18 protein-coding genes are annotated in these 15339 nt (G+C 66.6%); 13 read left to right on the top strand and 5 right to left on the bottom strand.

The genetic code is table 11. The features are described 5' to 3' along the window. From ASD82_RS13155 to ASD82_RS13165, 3 genes are all read right to left on the bottom strand, one after another. On the bottom strand, positions 1-1037 hold a 1037-nt coding region (locus ASD82_RS13155; protein WP_056718284.1), incomplete at its 3' end, for an efflux transporter outer membrane subunit. 11 nt (positions 1038-1048) lie between these two features. Next, entirely contained in the window at positions 1049-1573 is a 525-nt protein-coding gene (locus ASD82_RS13160) for a MarR family transcriptional regulator (RefSeq protein ID WP_056718285.1), read from the bottom strand. Positions 1574-1639: 66 nt separating this feature from the next. Next, on the bottom strand, positions 1640-2407 hold the full coding sequence (locus ASD82_RS13165) for a TatD family hydrolase (RefSeq protein WP_056718286.1): 768 nt from the start codon (positions 2405-2407) through the stop codon (positions 1640-1642). A gap of 175 nt (positions 2408-2582) precedes the next feature. Here ASD82_RS13165 and ASD82_RS13170 point away from each other — a divergent pair, with 175 nt between their 5' ends. Both ASD82_RS13170 and ASD82_RS13175 read left to right on the top strand, forming a co-directional pair. Continuing rightward, on the top strand, positions 2583-3170 hold the full coding sequence (locus ASD82_RS13170) for a glycine zipper 2TM domain-containing protein (RefSeq protein WP_056718287.1): 588 nt from the start codon (positions 2583-2585) through the stop codon (positions 3168-3170). A gap of 35 nt (positions 3171-3205) precedes the next feature. Further along, entirely contained in the window at positions 3206-3703 is a 498-nt protein-coding gene (locus ASD82_RS13175; protein ID WP_056718288.1) for a glycine zipper 2TM domain-containing protein, read from the top strand. Positions 3704-3797: 94 nt separating this feature from the next. On the opposite strand, the gene ASD82_RS13180 is transcribed toward ASD82_RS13175, so the two are convergent. Together ASD82_RS13180 and ASD82_RS13185 are read right to left on the bottom strand one after the other, a co-directional pair. Then, the gene (locus tag ASD82_RS13180; RefSeq protein WP_056718289.1) at positions 3798-4232 is read right to left on the bottom strand and encodes a cell wall hydrolase; all 435 of its coding nucleotides are present in this window, start codon (positions 4230-4232) and stop codon (positions 3798-3800) included. Between the two features lie 473 nt (positions 4233-4705). After that, complete coding sequence (locus ASD82_RS13185; RefSeq protein ID WP_056718290.1) at positions 4706-5518, bottom strand: folate-binding protein YgfZ; 813 nt, start codon at positions 5516-5518, stop codon at positions 4706-4708. Between the two features lie 119 nt (positions 5519-5637). Between ASD82_RS13185 and ASD82_RS17430 the strand changes: the two genes are divergently transcribed. The 11 genes from ASD82_RS17430 to ASD82_RS13235 all read left to right on the top strand — a co-directional run bounded on the left by ASD82_RS17430 (position 5638) and on the right by ASD82_RS13235 (position 15337). Further along, positions 5638-5805 (top strand): DUF1674 domain-containing protein, encoded by a 168-nt coding sequence (locus ASD82_RS17430; RefSeq protein WP_007808051.1) that lies wholly within the window; start codon positions 5638-5640, stop codon positions 5803-5805. An 86-nt stretch (positions 5806-5891) separates the two neighbouring features. Next, entirely contained in the window at positions 5892-6287 is a 396-nt protein-coding gene (gene sdhC, locus ASD82_RS13190; protein ID WP_056718291.1) for a succinate dehydrogenase, cytochrome b556 subunit, read from the top strand. Then, positions 6284-6688 (top strand): succinate dehydrogenase, hydrophobic membrane anchor protein, encoded by a 405-nt coding sequence (gene sdhD, locus ASD82_RS13195; protein ID WP_040673274.1) that lies wholly within the window; start codon positions 6284-6286, stop codon positions 6686-6688. The genes sdhC and sdhD overlap by 4 nt, the downstream gene beginning before the upstream one ends. A 19-nt stretch (positions 6689-6707) precedes the next feature. Beyond that, on the top strand, positions 6708-8495 hold the full coding sequence (sdhA, locus tag ASD82_RS13200; RefSeq protein ID WP_056718292.1) for a succinate dehydrogenase flavoprotein subunit: 1788 nt from the start codon (positions 6708-6710) through the stop codon (positions 8493-8495). 96 nt (positions 8496-8591) lie between these two features. Then, a complete protein-coding gene (locus tag ASD82_RS13205) occupies positions 8592-9374 on the top strand; it encodes a succinate dehydrogenase iron-sulfur subunit (RefSeq protein ID WP_056718293.1) in 783 nt (260 codons plus the stop codon). Positions 9375-9476: 102 nt separating this feature from the next. After that, positions 9477-9725 (top strand): succinate dehydrogenase assembly factor 2, encoded by a 249-nt coding sequence (locus ASD82_RS13210; protein WP_056718294.1) that lies wholly within the window; start codon positions 9477-9479, stop codon positions 9723-9725. Continuing rightward, positions 9697-10134, top strand: a complete 438-nt coding sequence (locus ASD82_RS13215; RefSeq protein ID WP_056718295.1) for a protein YgfX — start codon at positions 9697-9699, stop codon at positions 10132-10134. The genes ASD82_RS13210 and ASD82_RS13215 overlap by 29 nt, the downstream gene beginning before the upstream one ends. 98 nt (positions 10135-10232) lie before the next feature. Further along, entirely contained in the window at positions 10233-11474 is a 1242-nt protein-coding gene (locus ASD82_RS13220; protein ID WP_056718296.1) for a lipoprotein-releasing ABC transporter permease subunit, read from the top strand. A gap of 7 nt (positions 11475-11481) precedes the next feature. After that, a complete protein-coding gene (lolD, locus tag ASD82_RS13225) occupies positions 11482-12180 on the top strand; it encodes a lipoprotein-releasing ABC transporter ATP-binding protein LolD (protein WP_056718297.1) in 699 nt (232 codons plus the stop codon). A gap of 92 nt (positions 12181-12272) precedes the next feature. Continuing rightward, positions 12273-14573, top strand: a complete 2301-nt coding sequence (locus ASD82_RS13230) for a DNA internalization-related competence protein ComEC/Rec2 (RefSeq protein ID WP_056718298.1) — start codon at positions 12273-12275, stop codon at positions 14571-14573. 98 nt (positions 14574-14671) lie between these two features. Next, positions 14672-15337, top strand: coding sequence for a MotA/TolQ/ExbB proton channel family protein (locus ASD82_RS13235; protein ID WP_007808032.1), 666 nt, complete (start codon positions 14672-14674; stop codon positions 15335-15337). Positions 15338-15339 lie beyond the last annotated feature (2 nt).

Consider the following 15339-nt stretch of genomic DNA (forward strand, 5'->3'; position numbering starts at 1 on the left):
GTCACCGCGAAGGTGCGACTGCCCGCAGTGAGCAACTTGCCCATGTCGATGCTGGACAGGCCGGCCAGCGCCTTGATGCTGAAGTCGGGAAAGAACTGGGCACGGGCCGCATCGGTCTGCTTCAGTGCCGCCTCGACCTGCCAGCGGCTGGCCGCGATGTCAGGGCGACGGGCCAGCAGGTCCAGGCTGGCATCCGCCGGTACGCCGCCGTTGATCACGGGCAGCGGGCTGGCGTGCAGCTCCGGCAGCTCGGCCGGCGCCACGCCGAGCAGGGAAGCCAGCGCCACGCGACGGATCTTCGCCGAGCCGTCCAGTGCCACCCGCATCTCGCGCACCGCCGCCAACTGCGCACGGGCCTTCTGCGCCTCGTCGGGCAGGTCCACGCCCTGTTTCACGCGCAGATCGGCGATGTGGGCGAACTGCTGTTGCGTGGCCAGCAGGCGGTCGGCCAGCTGCAACCGCGCCTGGTCGGCCTGCCAGCCAAAGTAGGTGTCGGCCACGGCGTACTGGATCGCCAGCGCGGCGGCGCTGCGCTGGGCCTGGGCGGCGCGCGCCTGGTCCAGCGCGGCTTCCATGGTGGCGCGCTTCTTGCCCCACCAGTCGAAATCGTATTCCAGCTGCACGCCGAGATCGGCCTGGTTGTACCAGCTGAAGCCCAGGAACTTGCTGGGAATCAGGCCGTGGTCGCTCATCCGCGTGCGCGACACCTGCGCGCTGCCGTTGACCGACAGGCCGAGTTGGGCCGCCGCGAGCTTCGCCGACTGTTCGGCGTTCTCCACGCGGCTGCGTGCCAGCGCCAGGTCCGGCGACTGCTGCATCGCGCGACTCATCAGGTCGTCCAGTTGCGGATCGTTGTACTGCCGCCACCATTCGGCGCTGGGCCAGCCGGGGCGAACGGCCGTCTGCAGGCCGGCCAGGGGCGCCTCGTCGCGCAGCGCGGGCGTGTCCAGCTTGGCCGGGGCGCGGGCACAGCCGGCCAGCATCAGCACGATGGCGGCGACAAGCACGGTGCGACCGCAATGCGGGGCATGCTTCATCGGGGTTTCCTTCATGGGTGGCGGCTTTCGCCCAGTTGGTCGAGGTTGCCGGCCAGTTTGCGCAGCAGACGGTCAAGTTGACGTTTGTCGGTGGCGCTGAAGCCGGCGAACATGTTGGCAAGGCGGGGGAACATCGGCGGCAGCATTTTCTGCACCAGCCGCCGGCCTGCCGCGGTGATGCGGATCACCACCTTGCGCCGGTCGCTGGCGCCGGCGCCGCGGCTGATCAGGCCGCGCTTGACCAGCGCGTTGCCGATGCGGGTCATGTTGGTCGCGCCCTGGTTGGTGTAATCGCACAGCTCGCCGGGCGTGGAAATCCCGTCGGGGCGGCTGTACAGGATCATCAGGGTGAGAAATTCGCTGTGATTGAGCCTGTTCGGCTTCAGCTCGGACTCGAGTTCCTCCTCGATGTCCTGCCCAAGCATCAGCATCAGGCGGCACAGGCGTGCCTCGGCCGCAGGCATTTGCGGAATGATCCCGCTCACTCGCCCGATGCCCTCGTCCATCATCGCGATGCACTGCTTCAGTTGCGCCATTTCACTGATTCATATTTCACCAGTGAAGTAAAATATCAGCAGGTGGCCTACGCCTGCAAGTATCCGTCAGTGGATGCCAAACAGGCGCCGGGTGTTGGCGCGTGTCAGGTCGGCGACATGCTGTTCCGATTCCTCGCGCAGGCTGGCCACGCAGCGCAAGACCTCGACCACCCGGGCCGGCTCGTTGCGCTCACCGCGGTGGAAGGCATCCGGCTGGTCCGGCGCGTCGCTTTCCAGCAGCAGGAATTCGAGCGGCATGCCCGCCACGATGCGGCGCAGTCGCTGCGCGCGTTCGTAGGTCACCGGGCCGCCGATGCCCAGGTGAAAACCCATGTCCCACAGTTGGCGGGCCTGCTGCTCGCTGCCGGAAAAGCTGTGCACCACGCCACGCAACCCGCCCTGGCGCCGCAGGGTGAGGATGACTTCCTCCAGCGCGTTGCGGGCGTGCACGATCACCGGGAGTTCGTGTTCGCGTGCCAGTTCCAGCTGGCGCAGGAAGTACTCGCGCTGCATGTCCGCGTCCAGGTCCTCGCGATGGAAGTCCAGCCCGATCTCGCCGACCGCCACCGGTCTGCTGTCGTTCAGCAGCGAAGACAGCGCCTGCACATTTGCGGGAACATGATTCGACAGGAATACCGGGTGGAGACCCCACGCCGGATGCAATGCAGGATGACGACCGCAAAGCTCGCCGATAACCGGCCAGCTGGCGGCATCCACGGACGGCACGACCATGGTGTCCACGCCAGCCTCGAGTGCCCGTGCAATCACCTGGTCGCCGTCGTCCCGGAAAGCGGAGTCATTGAGATGGACGTGGCTGTCGGCGATCTTGCGCATGGTCGATTTTCGTGTCGTGGCCGAGAGAAATGTCGTGATGGCGTGAAGATAATGTAGCCGGACCGAGCTAACTCCGATTCAGTTGGAGCAAGGTTCAATGAACTCGCATGTTATTGCGCTCGCACCCGGCAATGCAGCCAGCCACAAAACAAAACAAAACAGAGGAGAGGTTGTTATGAACAGATTGACGATCAACGTGCTCAATATCGCGATCGCTGCGGTACTGGCGACCGGCATTTCCGCCTGCAATCGCAACGCCGACGCGGGCGTCTCCAACGGTGCGGCCGACGCCGGCAGCACGGATGCCGGCGGCGCCGCCGTGAAGTATGCCAAGGTCGTCAGCGTCGATCCGGTGCGCTCCACGGTGAACAACCCCAAGCAGGTCTGTCACGACGAAACCGTAACGCACACCGCTCCCCCGAAGGATGAGCACCGCATTGCCGGCACCGCGATCGGCGCGGTGGTGGGCGGGTTGGTCGGCAACCAGGTGGGCGGCGGCAAGGGCAAGACCCTGGCAACTGTGGCCGGTGCCGTCGGTGGCGGTTATGCCGGCAACCGCATCCAGGCCAGCAAGCAGCATGGGCAGGTGACCTCGACGGTCGAGCGCAAGTGCGAGACCGTGAACAACAGCACCACCAAGATTGTCGGCTACGACGTGCGCTACGAGTACAACGGCGTGACCCGTACCGTGCGCATGGATCACGATCCGGGCGACCGCGTGCAGGTGCAGGAAGGTGTCACCGCCGTGTCGGACGCCCACTGAAACCCCTCTCCCTCCCCGTAACAAGGAACTGACCCATGAATGCACTCACCAGCAAGTTGGCACTCGTTGCGGCAATGACCGGCGGGCTGGCCCTGGCCGGCTGCGCCACGACGCCCTACGGCAACAACGGCGGCTATAACGGCGGCTATCAGTCGCAGCAAGGCAGCTACGGCAACCGCAACGTCCGTTGCCAGTCTTGCGGCGTGGTGCAGGAAGTGCAGCAGGTCTATACGGATGGCAGCAGCGGCAACGGCGGCACGCTGGGAGCGATCATCGGCGCGGTTGCCGGTGGCGTGCTGGGCAACCAGGTGGGCAAGGGTGACGGTCGCAAGGCCGCCACCGTTGCCGGCGCGGTCGCCGGTGGCGTGGTCGGCAACCAGGTAGGCAAGCGCAACAGCGGCAGCGATGTCGCCTGGCGCGTCGTGGTTCGACTGGACAATGGCCAGTACGCCACGGTCACCCAGCGCGAGAACCCCGGCGTTCGCAATGGCGACTATGTCGAGGTGCGTGGCGACCACGTCTACGCGCGCTGATGCATATCGCGTAGTTTGATATTTGGACGTCTGGACGTCCAAATAAAAAGGCCCTCGAAAGAGGGCCTTTTTCTTGTCGGAATGTATTTGCGGTTCAATTCACCGCGTAGAAGGCGTGTTCGCCGATCGTCACGCTGGGGCGATTGTGCGACCACGCGGGCGAGATGGCGGTGGTGGCGAAGTGATCGGCGCGCGGAACCACCATGCGACGTTCTGCCACGGGCAATTGCCAGTTGTGCAGCGACATGCCGGCGATCTGCCATGCCTTGTTGAACGCTTCGAGGTTGGTGATCTCGAACGAGCCCGGCGTGGTCGTCGTGGCGAACTGGTGCGGTGCCGTCACCACCTTGCAGACGGTGTCGCCCCAGCGACCGCGATCGCGACGGCGCAGCGCCACTTCGGCGACCGCCAGCTGGCCATTGATCGGCTCGCTGCGTGCTTCGAGATACACCGTGGTGGCCAGACAGGCCTGATCGGCGACGGGTTGTGGCATCAACGTGGTCAGCCACAACAGCATGGAAAGTTTCATGTTCTGCCTCCAGCGTGCTGTACGCGCGAAGCAGAAGCAGCTTCACGTGCCGTTGCGGTGGACGGGCGGGCAGGCCGTTCCACCTGGATCTGTCGTCATGGCCGAAACTTGTGGCCATGGCGCTTTGCCACGGGATTGTGGCGGTCGAACGACGGTCAGGCCGTTCGGGGGACTGGTTTCGGTCGGGCGTTGCGCGGCGCTATGGGCCGTATTGCCTGCGACTTGTACGCACTCGTTGGCTGCGAGGCGTTGTTCCATCCGGCGATGTGGCTGCCGGGTCGCGCCGATTCGGAATTCATCCGGTTCGTCGCGTCAATCGACACCCCGTGTTACGGGTGCCGCGATATTCGATCGGCGGAGCCTAGTGGCGGAAATCGCCGCTGGCAAGTGCCGGGGTGCCGAAGTTTAACCGGCACTCACGATGGGTTGACAAGTGCCATCGCGAATCTCGTTGTTATCACGAACTATTGTGTTTACGACGGCCACGACGAAAGCAGGGTCATTGCGACATCGTCGTCGAGGATCAGCGTGTTCCCGTCGTTCGCTTCGGCGACAAGTTCGTCATTCAATATCGCGAGTGCCTCGAACGTCCCGTCGGTTGCAATCACGTCAAGCACGCGCCCGATGTCGCGCTCTTCCTTTCGCAGCACGTCGCCCGCATTTGCAGCTTGCGACAATGTGACGCGATGCAGGTGTCGCTTGTGGCCGCCACGAAAATGCAGGCGCGCCACGATTTCCTGGCCGGGATAGCAACCCTTGTCGACCACCACGGCCTGCAGGCGTTGCAGCGAGATTGCCGGCGGCAACAGTTCGCCCAGGCACGATTCCGGCAACCACGGCCAGCCGTCGCGCAATTGCGGCAATCGCCAGGCGTCGTCGCCGACGCTGGTGATGCGCAGGCTGTGCGAGTCGCAACCGAACGAAACATCGCCGTCGTCATCGCCGGTCGGTCCGGTCACCAGCGATCCCTGCGCCAGCGCAGGTCCGCTGGCGAGATGCCGCGGTGGCAATGCGGTGATGCGCACTTTCGAACGGAACACGAAACGGCGCAGCGCCTCGGCCATCACCGCGGCGCTGCCGCCACGCAACAGCAGCAGGTAGCGATCATCGGCGAGACGCGCCAGATGAAAGAGCGTCAGCACGCGTCCTCGTGGATCGAGCCAGGCGCTGAATTGCCATCGATCGACCGTCAGCGATTTCACGGCGCTGCTGAACTGGGCGTGCGCGAATGCAGGCGCGTCGGCACCTTCGAGCAACAATGTTTCGGCGGGCAGGGGCAGGTTCATGGGAATGGCGGAGTTGGGGACGGAGGGCTGCAGACACAAGGGCGCGGACGCCATGGCACGAGCCTGCATGGTTGTACTGCACTGCCGCAAGTATTAACCTTTGTCGGCTTACAAAAACCATGTCCAATACCACGACTCCCGCCGAATCCCATCCTGCTTCCGTTCCTGCGGAAACGACTGCCGTGCCTGCGGGTAAGCCATCGGAAAAGGATTCCACGGAGCGCGCGGTTCCCGATCCCACGCGTTATGGTGACTGGGAAAAGAACGGACGCTGCATCGACTTCTGAACGTTCGCGCCGGCGCTCGTCGCCGTCGTGCAAGGGGCAGGACAGAGGCGGCATGGACATCAGCGATTCCACACAGGATAGCCGCCATGGCAGATACGCAACGACCGCTCTCACCGCACCTGCAGATCTACAAGAAGCAGGTGCAGATGATGACCTCCATCACGCACCGCGCCACCGGCATCGCGCTGGCCGTCGGCAGCCTGCTCGTCGTCTGCGGCCTGATGCACCTGGCCACTGGTGAGGAAAGCTTCAACCACTTCAAGGGTGTGCTGGGCAGCCCGCTCGGCATGATCCTGATGCTGGGCTGGAGCTGGTCGCTTTTCTATCATCTTTGCAACGGCATCCGGCACCTGCTGCAGGACGCCGGCCTCGGTTATTCGATTCCCCAGTTCGTGCGTTCCAGCTGGCTGTCGGTCATCGGCAGCATCGTGCTGACGGTCGTGGTGTGGGCTTACGTGTTGATGGCCGGGGGTGCGGCATGAGTGCGAAGGATGTCGCCGTGAAGGATCGGCGCAACCCGTTGAAGACGGCTCGCGGCCTGGGTTCCGCCCAGTCCGGCGTGGAGCACTGGTGGACCCAGCGGGTTACCGCGGTGGCGTTGGTGCTGCTGGGCCTGTGGTTCGTGGTCACCGTGCTGTGCCTGCTGCACGCCGATTACGCCACCGCCCGCGCCACCGTGGCCAAGCCGTGGAATGCACTGCTGCTGATCGCTTTCGTGCTCACCATGTTCTGGCATGCCGTGCTCGGTCTGCAGGTGGTGATCGAGGATTACGTGCATACCCGCTGGAAGGAAGTGGTCCTGATGGTGGCGATCAGGTTCCTCGCGGTGCTGGGCGCGCTGGCTGGCGTGCTGGCCGTGCTGCGCATTGCGCTGACCCCATAAGACGCGAGGAAAAGGTTTCATGGAAAGCTACAAGATCCAGCAGCACCTGTATGACGTGATCGTGGTCGGCGCCGGCGGCGCCGGTCTGCGCGCCACCTTCGGCCTGGCCGAGAAGGGGCTCAAGGCCGCCTGCATCACCAAGGTCTTCCCGACCCGCTCGCACACCGTGGCGGCGCAGGGCGGCATCTCCGCCGCGCTGGGCAACATGGGCGAGGACGACTGGCGCTTCCATTTCTACGACACCGTCAAGGGTTCCGACTGGCTCGGCGACCAGGACGCGATCGAGTACATGTGCCGCGAGGCGATCCCCTCGATCATCGAGCTGGAACACTACGGCGTGCCGTTTTCGCGCACCGACGAAGGCAAGATCTACCAGCGCCCGTTCGGCGGCATGACCACGCATTACGGCAAGGGCACCGCGCAGCGCACCTGCGCCGCGGCCGACCGCACCGGCCACGCGATCCTGCACACGCTGTACCAGCAGGCGCTGGCGCATGACGCCACGTTCTTCATCGAATACTTCGCGATCGACCTGATCTTCGACGCGGAAGGCGTCTGCCGTGGCGTGCTCGCGCTCGACATGAACGAGGGCACCCTGCATTTCTTCCGCGGCCATGCCGTGGTGATGGCCACCGGCGGTTATGGTCGCGCCTACTTCAGCGCCACCTCGGCCCATACCTGCACCGGCGACGGCGGCGGCATGGTGCTGCGCGCGGGCCTCGCCCTGCAGGACATGGAGTTCGTGCAGTTCCATCCCACCGGCATCTACGGCGCCGGCTGCCTGATCACCGAAGGCGTGCGTGGCGAAGGCGGTTACCTCACCAACTCCGAGGGCGAGCGCTTCATGGAGCGCTATGCGCCCAGCGCGAAGGACCTGGCCTCGCGCGACGTGGTCAGCCGCGCGATGACGCTGGAGATCCGCGAAGGTCGCGGCGTCGGCGAGCACAAGGACCACATCTTCATCAACCTGATGCACCTCGGCCCCGAGGTGATCCACGAGCGCCTGCCGGGCATTGCCGAATCGGCGCGCATCTTCGCCGGCGTCGACGTGACCAAGGAGCCGATCCCGGTCATCCCGACCGTGCACTACAACATGGGCGGCATCCCGACCAACTATCACGGCGAAGTCGTGCAGAAGCGCGGCGACGATGTCGACGCGGTGGTGCCGGGCCTGTTCGCGATCGGCGAAGCGGCCTGCGTGTCGGTGCATGGCGCGAACCGCCTGGGCTCCAATTCGCTGCTCGACCTGGTGGTGTTCGGTCGCGCCGTGGCGCATCGCTGCGCCGAGCTGATCAAGCCGGAAACCGCGCACAAGGATCTTCCAGCCAACGTGCTGGACAAGGCGCTGGAGCGTTTCGACGGCCTGCGCAACGCGAACGGCAGCAAGCCGACCGCGCAGATCCGGCTGGAGATGCAGCGCACCATGCAGAGCGACGCGGCGGTGTTCCGCACCGGCAAGACGCTGAAGGAAGGCTGCGAAAAGATCTCCGCCGTGCGCGACTCGTTCAAGGACGTGCGCGTCAGCGATCGTTCGCTGGTGTGGAACTCCGACCTGATCGAGACGCTGGAGCTGGCCAACCTGCTGGATCAGGCGGTCGCCACGATGTACGGCGCCGCGCAGCGCGAGGAAAGCCGCGGTGGCCATGCGCGCGAGGACTTCCCCGAGCGCGACGACGTCAACTGGATGAAGCACACCCTGGCGTGGGTCGACGAGACGGGCAAGCCGCGGTTCGATTCCCGCCCCGTGCACATGAATCCGATGACCGACGAGGTCAAGGCCGTGCCGCCGGCGAAACGCGTTTACTGATGCCGCCAGGCGGCTGCGGCCGCCTCGTGGCATGGACATCATTGGTTGTACGGTCGGGGCGCAAGCCCTCCTGCAGAAAGTCGAAGGGTTCAGCACATGGCAGAGTTTTCGCTACCGAAGAATTCGAAGATCCAGCCGGGCAAGCATTACCCGGCCAAGGATGCGAAGAAGCCGCGCACTTTCCGCATCTATCGCTGGTCGCCGGATGACGGGCAGAACCCGCGCATCGATACCTACGAGGTCGACCTGGCCGCCTGCGGTCCGATGGTTCTGGACGCGCTGCTGAAGATCAAGAACGAGATCGATCCCACGCTGACCCTGCGTCGCTCCTGTCGCGAAGGCATCTGCGGTTCGTGCGCGATGAACATCGACGGCACCAACACGCTGGCCTGCACCAAGGCGATCGGCGAATGCGATGCGGGCGACGTGAAGATCTACCCGCTGCCGCACATGCCGGTGGTGAAGGACCTGATCCCGGACCTGACCCACTTCTACGCCCAGTTCGCCTCGATCAAGCCGTGGCTGCGCACGCAGAGCCCGGCGCCGGATCGCGAGCGCCTGCAGTCGCCGGAAGAGCGCAAGAAGCTCGACGGCCTGTATGAATGCATCCTGTGCGCGTGCTGCTCGACCAGCTGCCCGAGCTACTGGTGGAACGGCGACAAGTACCTTGGCCCGGCGATCCTGCTGCAGGCGTACCGCTGGATCGTCGACAGTCGCGACGAAGTCACCGGCGAGCGGCTGGACGACCTGGAAGACCCGTTCAAGCTGTACCGCTGCCACACCATCATGAACTGCACGCGCACCTGCCCGAAGGGCCTCAACCCAGCCAAGGCGATCGCCGAGATCAAGAAGCTGATGGTGGAACGGCGTTCGGCCTGATCGCGCCGCGCATCGTTCACGACGACAGGCCGCCGCGTGCGGCCTGTCGCGTTCTGGCGCAACGGCTACACTGCGCATTCATGGAAACGACCGAGCCCCGTGATGGATGAAGCCCGCATCAAGCGCCTGCGCTGGCGCGCCCGCCGCGGCACGCGCGAGCTGGACGCGCTGTTCGGCGGCTGGCTGGACGAATGCTTCGCCGGCGCGGACGAAGCGCAGCGGCAGGCGTTCGACCAGTTGCTCGACGTGCAGGACCCCGACCTGTGGGACTGGGTGATGGGCCATGCCCGCCCCGAGCGCGCGGACTGGCAGGCGATCATCGATGACATCCGCGCCCGCCATCGGCTTTGAATACCGACCTTCGCGGCTGCTGCGGGCGGCGCTGATCCTGGTCGCCGGGGCCGCGCTGCTGGCCACGCTGCTGTGCATGATTCCGTGGTGGTCGAAGCTGCTGCTGGCGGCGATCGTGCTGCTGTCGACGGCTCTCGTGCTGCGACGCCTGGCCAGCGGTCCCGTGGCGGCGGCGGGCTGGAGTGCCGACCAGGCATGGACTTTGCGCCTGCACGATCACGAGGACGTGCCGGCCACGCTGAGTTCGTTCCGGGTGCTCGGCGAAATGATCCTGCTGCGCCTGCGCACCGACGGGCACGGGACGCAGATGCTGCTGATCGCCACGGACAACAGCGACGCGGACACCCGTCGCCGGCTGCGCATGCGGCTGGCCACGATCCAGGCTGCCGACGCCTTGCCCCGCCTGTGACTGAACCGCAACTTCCGCCGTGCGGCAGGGTCCGAGCGAATACCTGATAATGGATGACCGGGCGGCCCGCCCTGCGACTCCCCACAAGCGACCCGCCCATGTTCCGACCGCTAGAACTCTTCATCGGCCTGCGCTACACCCGCGCCAAGCGGCGCAACCAGTTCATCTCCTTCATCTCCACCGTGTCGATCGTGTGCATCGCGATCAGCGTGATCGCGCTGATCACGGTGATGTCGGTGATGAACGGCTTCGACTACCAGATGCGCTCGCGCATCCTCGGGGCGATTTCGCACGCCACGGTTTCCGGCGTGGGCGAGAGCGTGCAGGAATGGCCGCGCGCGCTGCAGATCGCCGAGGCCAACCCGCATGTGCTGGGCGCGGCCCCCTACGTGGAGACCGAGGCGATGCTGCTGGCCCGCCGTTCCGGCCCGGCGCTGGTGCGCGGCATCGAGCCGGCGCAGGAGCCGAAGGTCGTCGACATCGGCAAGCACATGCTGGAAGGCAAGCTCAGTGAGCTGACTCCGGGCAGTTGGAACATCGTGTTGGGACGCGAACTGGCGATGACGCTGGGCGTGGGCGTGGGCGATCGGGTGACCATGGCGGTGAACCAGTTGCGCGCCACGCCGATGGGCAGCATGCCGCGCATGCGCGCGTTCCACGTGGTCGGCACGTTCGAGGTCGGCATGGAGCAGTTCGACTCCGGCCTGGCGCTGATCAACATGAGCGATGCGGAGAAGCTCGGCGAACTGAGCGGTCCGACCGGCATCCGCCTGCGCCTGGACGACTTGTTCAATGCGCGCCCGGTGGCCACCGAGCTGGCCGACCAGCTGGGCCAGGTCTACCGGGTGCAGACCTGGATGGATACCAACGCGAACCTGTTCGCCGCGCTGTCAATGGAAAAGATGGTGATGTTCATCATCCTGTCGCTGATCATCCTGGTGGCGGTGATCAACCTGATCTCGATGCTGATGATGCTGGTCACCGACAAGCAGGCCGACATCGCGATCCTGCGCACGCTGGGCGCCACGCCGCGCAGCATCATGGGCATGTTCATGGTGCAGGGCGTGCTGGTGGGTTTCGTGGGCATCGGTTTCGGCGTGGGCTTCGGCTCGCTGCTGTCGTGGAAGCTGCCCGGCATCATCAAGTGGATCGAGCACACCTTCCACGTCACCTTCCTGTCGCCGGACGTCTACTACATCAGCGAAGTACCGAGCCGGCTCGACTGGCACGACGTGGGCTGGACCGCGCTGCTGACGTTCGCGTTCTCGCTGCTGGCCACCCTCTATCCCGCGTGGCGCGCCTCGCGCACGCAGCCGGCGCAGGCGCTGCGCTATGAATAAGACCGTCATGACCGAGAAGACCGAAAACGTGCTGCGCGCCACCGGCGTGGCCAAGACCTATGCCGAAGGCGGCCTTCGCACCGACGTGCTGAGCGACGTCAGCTTCAGCCTGAAACGCGGGCAGACCATGGCGATCGTCGGCGCCTCCGGCTCGGGCAAGAGCACGCTGCTGCACATCATCGGCGGGCTCGACACGCTGACCGCCGGCGAGGTGGAAGTGGACGGCCGCGTGCTGTCGAAATTGTCCGACGCCGAGCGCGGCCGCGTGCGCAACCGTTCGCTGGGTTTCATCTACCAGTTCCACCACCTGCTGCCCGAGTTCACCGCGCTGGAGAACGTGTGCATGCCGCTGCTGATCCGCGGCACCGCGATCGCCGAAGCGGAAAAGCAGGCGATGGTGCTGCTGGAGCGGGTCGGCCTCGGCGGACGCACGCATCACAAGCCGTCCGAACTGTCCGGCGGCGAGCGCCAGCGCTGCGCGGTGGCCCGGGCGCTGGTGACCCGGCCGGCCTGCGTGCTGGGCGACGAACCCACCGGCAACCTCGACGAGGCCAATGCGGCGCAGGTCTACGAATTGATGCTGGAACTCAATCGGGAGATCGGCACCAGCTTCGTGCTGGTCACCCACGATCCGCATCTGGCCGCGAAGATGGATCGCACCCTGGTGCTGCACAACGGCAGGCTGCAGGAAGCTCCACGGGACTGACGTCCCGGCGAAAACCTACACGCATTTCATCTGCGCCGCCGCTTCCGCCGCGCTAGTCTCGGCTTCTTCCAGGATGGAACGGGGCGCGCGGCATGGGGCGACTGACGGCGATCACCGCGGCGCTGGCCCTGCTGCTCGGGGTCCTGCTGGTGCAATGGTTGCCGCGACTGCCGCCGCGCGGGTGGCTGCCGTGTCTGGTGCCGGTGATCGTCCTGCTCGCCTGGCGCTGGCCACGCTGGCGCTGGCTGGCCTGCCTGCTGTTCGGCGCGGCGTGGGCGGCGTGGCATGGTGCGGCGGCAATGGATGCGCGGCTGCCGCGCGCGCTGGAAGGGGTCGACCTGGTCGTGGTCGGCAGCATCGCCGATTTGCCGCTGAGCCATCCCGATGCCAGTCGTTTCAGCCTGCGCGTGGAGCAGGCCAGCCTCGATGGAAAGCCCGTCGCGCTGCATGGGCGGATCAGCGTGTCCTGGTACCAGGATGCACCACCGCTGCAGCCATGTTCGCGCTGGCATCTGCTGCTGCGACTGAAGCGGCCTCGCGGCCTGCTGGACCCCGGGGCGGCCGACAGCGAACGTTCCGCGCTGGAGCGCGGCATCGTCGCCACCGGCTACGTGCGGGACGACCCGGACAACCGCTCGCTCGGCGGGCGGCGCTGGTGCGTCAACGCGATCCGCGATGCGGTCGCCCGCGGCATCGCCGTACGCGTCGGCGACCACCACGATGCCGCCTTGCTGCAGGCATTCACCGTGGGCGACACCCGCGGCCTGCAGCCGCAGGACTGGGCGGTGGCGCGCGCCAACGGGGTCTCGCACCTGATCGCGATTTCCGGCTTCCATGTCGGCGTGGCCGCGGTGTTCGGCGTGGGGCTGGCATGGCTGTCGTACGCGTTGTGGCCGGGGCTGGGTTTGCGTCTGCCGCGGCCGCTGGCCCAGGCGGCCGCGGCCTTGCTGGTGGCGACGATCTACAGCGCGCTGGCCGGCTTCGGCCTGCCGACGGTGCGCACTCTGCTGATGATCGCCGTGGTGACGCTGGCGCGTTGCAGCCGGCGCGGCAGCGGCGGAGCCCAGTCGCTGGCGCTGGCGATGATCGCGATCCTGCTGTTCGACCCGCTGGCGGTGCTCGCGGCGGGATTCTGGCTGTCCTTCGTCGGCGTGGGCTTCCTGATGCTGTGCCTGCAATCGCGCGGGCGCGGCCTGCGCGCCTTCCTGCACGAGCTGACCGCCGGGCAGCTGGTGATGACGGTGGGCCTGCTGCCGCTGACGATGTGGTTCTTCGGCCAGGCTTCGCTGGTCGGCGCCTTGTCGAACCTGATCGCGGTGCCGCTGGTCAGCTTCGTGATCGTGCCGTGCGCGCTGGGCGGCATGCTGATGCTGGGCCTGTGCCCGCCGCTGGCCGGACCGGTGTTGTGGCTGGCCGCGCGGATGGCCCACGCGCAATGGTGGCTGCTGGAGCAGATGGCGACCTGGCCGGGTGCGCACTGGTATCTGCCCACCGTACAGCCCTGGGCGCTGCTGCTCGCGGTGCTGGGCGCGCTGTGGCTGTTCATGCCGCGGGGGATGCCGCTGCGCTGGCTGGGCCTGCTGCTGTTCCTGCCCTTGCTGCGGCCACCGCTGTCCACGCCGCCGGAAGGCGCGTTCCAGGCGTGGGTGCTCGACGTGGGACAGGGCCTGTCGGTGTTGCTGCGCACGCACGACCACGTGCTGGTCTACGACGCCGGCGCACGCTATCCGTCGGGCTTCGACCTCGGCGAAGCGGTGGTGCTCCCCGCGTTGCATGCGCTGGGCGTGGGCCGGCTCGACCTGCTGATGATCAGTCACGGCGACAACGACCACGCCGGCGGCGCCCGGGTCGTTGCCGAGGCGTTTCCGGGCGCACCGCGCTACGCAGGCGAACCGGCGCGGATGCGGCTGCCGATGCGCCAGTGCGTGGCCGGCCAGGCGTGGACTTGGGATGGCGTGCGCTTCCGCGTGCTGAATCCGCCGGCGGGTGCGGCTGACCGCGACAACGACAGTTCCTGCGTGCTGTTGGTGGAGAACCGCTCCGGCCGGTTGCTGCTCAGCGGCGACATCAGTTCCGCGGTGGAGCCCTCGGTGGCGACGAGTCTCGGAACGGGGCCGCCTGTCGTGCTGCTGGTGCCGCACCATGGCAGCAAGACCTCGTCCGGCGCGGGCTTCATCGCCGCGGTGCAGCCGTCGGTGGCGATCGTGTCGGCCGGCTGGCGCAACCGCTTCGGTCATCCGAAGCCCGAAGTGCTGGCGCGCTACGCGGCAGCCGGGGTGCCGATGTTCAATACCGCGGTGCAGGGCGCCATCGCGCTGGATTTCCCGGTCGATGCCCCGCCACGGCGCGAAGCCGGCTGGCGCCAGCGGCAGCCGCGTTACTGGCGCGAGTGAGGAATGCCACACCCGCCGCAGTACGGCCGGGCCAGACTGCTATCATGCGCGCTTCCTGTCAGGTCGCATGTTGGGGTCGAAAAGTGCTGGAAATTCTGATGGCTGGCGGCTGGGCGATGGTGCCCATCCTGATCTGTTCGGCGATCGCCCTGGCGATCGTGCTGGAACGTTGCTGGACGCTGCGCCGGCAATCCGTGTTGCCGCCCGGCCTGGGCGACGAAGTGCGCCAGTGGGCACGCTCGGGTCAACTCGATCCCAAGCACCTGGACACGCTGGCCAGCGGCTCGCCGCTGGGCGAATTGCTGGCCGCCGCGCTGACCGTGCGCCGGCAGCCGCGCGAGATCATCAAGGAACGCATCGAGGACACCGGCCGGCACGTCATCCACCGGATGGAGCGCTACCTCAACACGCTGGGCACGATCGCCCTGATCGGCCCGCTGCTGGGCCTGTTCGGCACGGTGATCGGCCTGATCCGCATGTTCATGGAGGTGATGGCCGGCGGCATCGGCGATCCGGCGAAGATGGCCGGCGGCATCGGCGAGGCGCTGATCTGCACCGCCTCGGGCCTGACCGTGGCGATTCCCGCCTATGTGCTGCATCGCTATTTCCGTTCGCGCGTGGCCGGTTACTGCGTGGAGATGGAAAAGCAGGCCACCGCCCTGTTGGACGAGCTGACCCTGTCGCCGGCGGCCGCCACGGCCGCGGCCAGCGCGGCGGCACGACCGCGCCGGACGCCGGCGCCGACCGCGCCAGGCGCAGGCTGAGC

Source organism: Rhodanobacter sp. Root179 (assembly GCF_001428465.1).
Classification (GTDB): domain Bacteria; phylum Pseudomonadota; class Gammaproteobacteria; order Xanthomonadales; family Rhodanobacteraceae; genus Rhodanobacter.